We start from the raw sequence: 4,533 nt of genomic DNA, 5'->3' as shown, positions 1-4,533 counted from the left end.
GTGACGTGGAGCGCAGCGCCGTGCCGGCGGCCGTCGAGCTCGGGGTGACCCTCGTGCCGTACTCCCCGCTCGGGCGCGGCTTCCTGACCGGTGCCCGCGCGGCGGACCAGCGCCCGGCGAGGCCGTGCTTGCCGCCGAACTCGTTGTGGAGATTCTGCCGGGAGACACCGGCCGAGGCCGCGACGTCAACCATGCGCACGGCCGCCCACGGACGCGTGGACAGCGCGAGGTGTGCGGATTCCAGCAGGGCTTCACGCGCCGAGGGCATCGCCACCTCCCGCACCGGGGCTCCTGCGCTTCGGAGTTGACGCGCCCCCGGGCGCTGTCAGGGGTCCGCGTACCGGTCGCCCGAAGCCCCGTCGTGGCGCCCCGGCGCGGGCCCGTGTAGCCCGGGCGTTTGACGGTGGATACTGTGACGGCATGCCCGATTACCACGATGATCTGCGTCTGGCCCACGTACTGGCGGACGCCGCCGACGCGGCGACGATGGACCGGTTCAAGGCTCTGGACCTCAAGGTCGAGACGAAGCCGGACATGACCCCGGTGAGCGAGGCCGACAAGCACGCCGAGGAACTGATCCGCGGGCATCTGCACCGGGCGCGCCCGCGTGACGCCATCCTGGGCGAGGAGTTCGGGGTCGAGGGCACGGGTCCGCGGCGCTGGGTCGTCGACCCGATCGACGGCACGAAGAACTACGTGCGGGGCGTACCCGTCTGGGCGACGCTGATCTCGCTGATGGAGGCGGGCGAGGACGGCTTCCAGCCGGTGGTCGGCGTCGTCTCGGCACCCGCGCTGAACCGCCGCTGGTGGGCCGCGAAGGGCGCGGGCGCGTACTCCGGCCGCAGCCTCACGTCCGCGACGCGGCTGCGGGTCTCGGAGGTCGGGCGGATCGCGGACTCCTCCTTCGCGTACTCCTCGCTCACCGGCTGGGAGGAGCAGGGGCGGCTCGACGGGTTCATGGACCTGTCCCGGGCCTGCTGGAGGACGCGCGGCTACGGGGACTTCTGGCCGTACATGATGGTCGCCGAGGGCTCGGTCGACATCTGCGCGGAACCCGAGCTCTCCCTGTGGGACATGGCGGCGAACGCGATCATCGTCCAGGAGGCGGGTGGGCGTTTCACCGGTCTGGACGGCGTTCCCGGCCCGGGTGGAGGCAACGCGGCGGCCTCCAACGGGCTGCTGCACGAGGAGTTGCTCGGCTACCTCAACCAGCGGTACTGACGAAGCGCCGCCTCTGATCCGCGCCGGGGTGAAGTACCGGTGTCCGGGCCCCGTCGGGGCCGTCGTCCTCGAACGGGCCGCGCTCGCGGCCCGGTTCGCCGCCACGGGGGTGCGTCTCCCGCCGTCCGGCGTCGGGTGCGCGTACGTCCGCAGGCCGAAACCCGGGCACGGGAACGCCGGTCGGATACCGTTCGGCCGTCCCGGGGTGCGGGCGGAGGGGGCGTGAAGACGCTGTCCACGAGCGGTCGGCGCGCCCTCTTGTCGAGTCATCCGAGGGCTGCCACTCTGAGACCTCCCCCACTTGTGAACTTGTGAACCGGCTCACGAAAGCCGTTCACACGTCACTCCTCCAAGGAGGTGGCTCCCTTCATGCTCGTACGTGACGCCATGAGCACCGTGGTCCTCACCATCGGCCCGGCCCACACGCTTCGCCAGGCGGCCCAGTTGATGTCGGTCCGCCGCATCGGAGCGGCCGTCGTCCATGATCCGGACACCTGCGGCGTCGGGATCCTCACCGAGCGCGACATCCTCGACGCGGTCGGCTCGGGGCAGGACCCGGACGTGGAGACCGCCGCCACGCACACCACCACGGACGTGGTCTTCGCCTCCCCCACATGGACGCTGGAGGAGGCCGCCGAGGCCATGACGTACGGGGGCTTCCGGCACCTGATCGTGCTGGACGGCGGCGGCCCCGTGGGCATCGTCTCCGTCCGCGACATCATCCGGTGCTGGTCGCCCGCCCGGCGGCCGCGCGCCGACACGACCCTCTGATCCGGCCGCCCGGCACGGTCGGCCCCCGCGTCCACGCGTCCGCGAACCTCTGACCGGCGCGCACCCTCGGACACCTTGCCCGCACACGACAGCGGGCCGGTGCCCGGGAGGAACTCCCGGGAACCGGCCCGCCAGCTACGGCAAGCGTCCGCGTCAGCCGCGCAGGGCCTGGACCGCGGCTTCCAGCCGCTTGCCGAAGTCACCGTCCGCCTGACGGAAGTTGTTGATCGCGCGCTCGGCGATGTCGTCGCGCGAGACCTTCGCGATGAACCCGGAGAGGTTGTCGATCAGCCGGCTCTTCTCGTCCTCCGTCATCAGCCGGTAGAGGTTGCCCGCCTGGACGAAGTCGTTGTCCTCGGCGTGCACCAGGGCCTCGTGGTTGCCGGTGGTCCCGGTGAGCGGGACCGACTGCCACAGCGGCCGGTCCGTCTGGAACGGTCCGCCGAAGCTGTTCGGCTCGTAGTTCTTCGCACCCTTGTGGCGGCCGTCGTACAGGTAGCCGTCACGGCTGTTGGTGCGCGCCTCGGTGGCGTGCGGGCGGTTCACCGGCAGGTGGTCGGCGTTGATGCCGACGCGGTAGCGGTGGGCGTCGCCGTACGCGAAGAGGCGGCCCTGGAGCATCTTGTCCGGGGACGGGCCGATGCCGGGCACGAAGTGCGCCGGGCTGAAGATCGACTGCTCGACTTCGGCGAAGATGTTCTCCGGGTTGCGGTTGAGCTCGAGCTTTCCGATCTCGATCGGCGGGTAGTCCGCGTGCGGCCACACCTTGGTGAGGTCGAACGGGTTGAAGCGGTACGTGGCCGCCTCGGCCGCCGGCATGATCTGGACCTGCACGCTCCAGCTCGGGAAGTCACCGCGCTCGATGGACTCGCGCAGGTCGCGCTGGTGGCTGTCCGGGTCGACGCCGGAGAGGCGGACGGCCTCCTCCGTGGTGAGGTTCTTGATGCCCTGGTCGGTCTTGAAGTGGTACTTGACCCAGAAGACCTCGCCGGCCTCGTTGTTCCACTGGAAGGTGTGCGAGCCGAAGCCGTCCATGTGCCGGTAGGACGCGGGGATGCCTCGGTCACCGAAGAGCCACGTCACCTGGTGCGTGGACTCCGGGGACAGGCCCCAGAAGTCCCAGACGTTGTCCGCCTCCTGCGAGCCGGTGTACGGGTCGCGCTTCTGGGTGTGGATGAAGTCCGGGAACTTGATGGCGTCCTTGATGAAGAACACCGGGGTGTTGTTGCCGACGAGGTCGTAGTTCCCCTCTTCGGTGTAGAACTTCAGCGCCCAGCCGCGGGGGTCGCGCACCGCGTCGGCCGCACCGAGGTTGCCCGCCACGGTGGAGAAGCGCAGGAACGTTTCCGTCTGCTTGCCGACCTCGGAGAGGAACTTGGCCCGCGTCCACTGCGAGACGTCCCGGGTCAGCGTGAACGTGCCGTACGCGCCGGCGCCCCGCGCGTGGACGACGCGCTCCGGGATGCGCTCCCGGTTGAAGTGGGCGAGCTTCTCCAGAAGCGCCTGGTCCTGGACGAGAACCGGTCCACCCGGGCCAGCGGTCTCGCTGTTCTGGTTGTCGGCTACCGGCGCGCCGGCCTCCGTGGTGAGCGGTCCCTGCGTCACGTGCGCCTCCTGCGTCATGTCCTGCACAGTTGTCGTTTCCTGCACAGCCTGTCCCGTGGCCTATGCCGGTCTCGATCCTACGATGGACTTTGTCTAAGTCAAGTGAACATCCAAAGTCACACCTATTCGGGACTCGGTCCCGCCACTGTTAGGCTGGATCTCATGAGTGACCTCCTGGAACGACTTCGCGGACGCGGCTGGCGCATGACGGCTCAGCGACGCGTCGTGGCCGAGGTTCTTGACGGCGAGCATGTGCACCTGACCGCGGACGAGGTCCACGCCAGGGCGGTCGGCCGCCTGCCCGAGATCTCCCGCGCCACCGTCTACAACACGTTGGGCGAGATGGTCTCCCTGGGCGAGGTCATGGAGGTGTCCACCGACCGGCGTGCCAAGCGGTACGACCCGAACGCCCACCGCCCCCACCACCACCTGGTGTGCGCGCGCTGCGGCGCGATCCGGGACGTGCACCCCGCCGGCAACCCGCTGGCCGACCTGCCGGCCGACGAGCGGTTCGGCTTCACCGTCTCCGACGTCGAGGTGACCTACCGCGGCATCTGCCCGAACTGCGCGGCCACGGCCTGACGCCCCGCGGGGCGCGCGACCGGCCGCCGGACGGGGCTGCCCTCTCGCGGCTCCGCCCTCCGGCCTTCAGGCCCCTTCGGTCCGAGGGGCCTGGGCGGGCCCTCGGCACGCGGAAGCTGGTTCGCGAACGCTCGCGCGGCGGGTGCTGCCCGCCACCGCGCGAGGCAGCACCCTTCGCGACCGCCTGTACCCGGACTCGCGCGACCGCCCATACGTGGACAGGACTGCGCGCGGACACGACTGAGGCCCGGATCCTCGAAAGGATCCGGGCCTCAGTCGTTCAGTAGCGGGGACAGGATTTGAACCTGCGACCTCTGGGTTATGAGCCCAGCGAGCTACCGAGCTGCTCCACCC

At 70.3% G+C, this 4,533-nt stretch carries 5 protein-coding genes; 3 read left to right on the top strand and 2 right to left on the bottom strand.

The genetic code is table 11. The annotated features are described in order from the left end of the window. Positions 1-268: TetR family transcriptional regulator (locus tag ABZ371_RS29290; protein WP_358685179.1), on the bottom strand; the 268-nt coding region annotated here is incomplete at its 3' end. Positions 269-420: 152 nt separating this feature from the next. Here ABZ371_RS29290 and hisN point away from each other — a divergent pair. Then, complete coding sequence (hisN, locus tag ABZ371_RS29285) at positions 421-1,221, top strand: histidinol-phosphatase (protein ID WP_358685176.1); 801 nt, start codon at positions 421-423, stop codon at positions 1,219-1,221. Positions 1,222-1,590: 369 nt separating this feature from the next. Continuing rightward, entirely contained in the window at positions 1,591-1,992 is a 402-nt protein-coding gene (locus ABZ371_RS29280; protein ID WP_358685174.1) for a CBS domain-containing protein, read from the top strand. Between the two features lie 153 nt (positions 1,993-2,145). Here the strand turns inward: ABZ371_RS29280 and ABZ371_RS29275 are convergent, their stop codons facing one another. Then, positions 2,146-3,597 (bottom strand): catalase, encoded by a 1,452-nt coding sequence (locus ABZ371_RS29275; RefSeq protein ID WP_358685171.1) that lies wholly within the window; start codon positions 3,595-3,597, stop codon positions 2,146-2,148. A gap of 162 nt (positions 3,598-3,759) precedes the next feature. Between ABZ371_RS29275 and ABZ371_RS29270 the strand changes: the two genes are divergently transcribed. After that, positions 3,760-4,179 (top strand): Fur family transcriptional regulator, encoded by a 420-nt coding sequence (locus ABZ371_RS29270; RefSeq protein WP_358685168.1) that lies wholly within the window; start codon positions 3,760-3,762, stop codon positions 4,177-4,179. The last annotated feature ends 354 nt before the right edge of the window (positions 4,180-4,533 follow it).

This window comes from Streptomyces sp. NPDC005899, assembly GCF_040629645.1.
Taxonomy (GTDB): Bacteria; Actinomycetota; Actinomycetes; order Streptomycetales; family Streptomycetaceae; genus Streptomyces.
The sequence above is the reverse complement of the archived record's forward strand: the minus strand, read 5'-3'. Positions and strand labels throughout refer to the sequence as shown.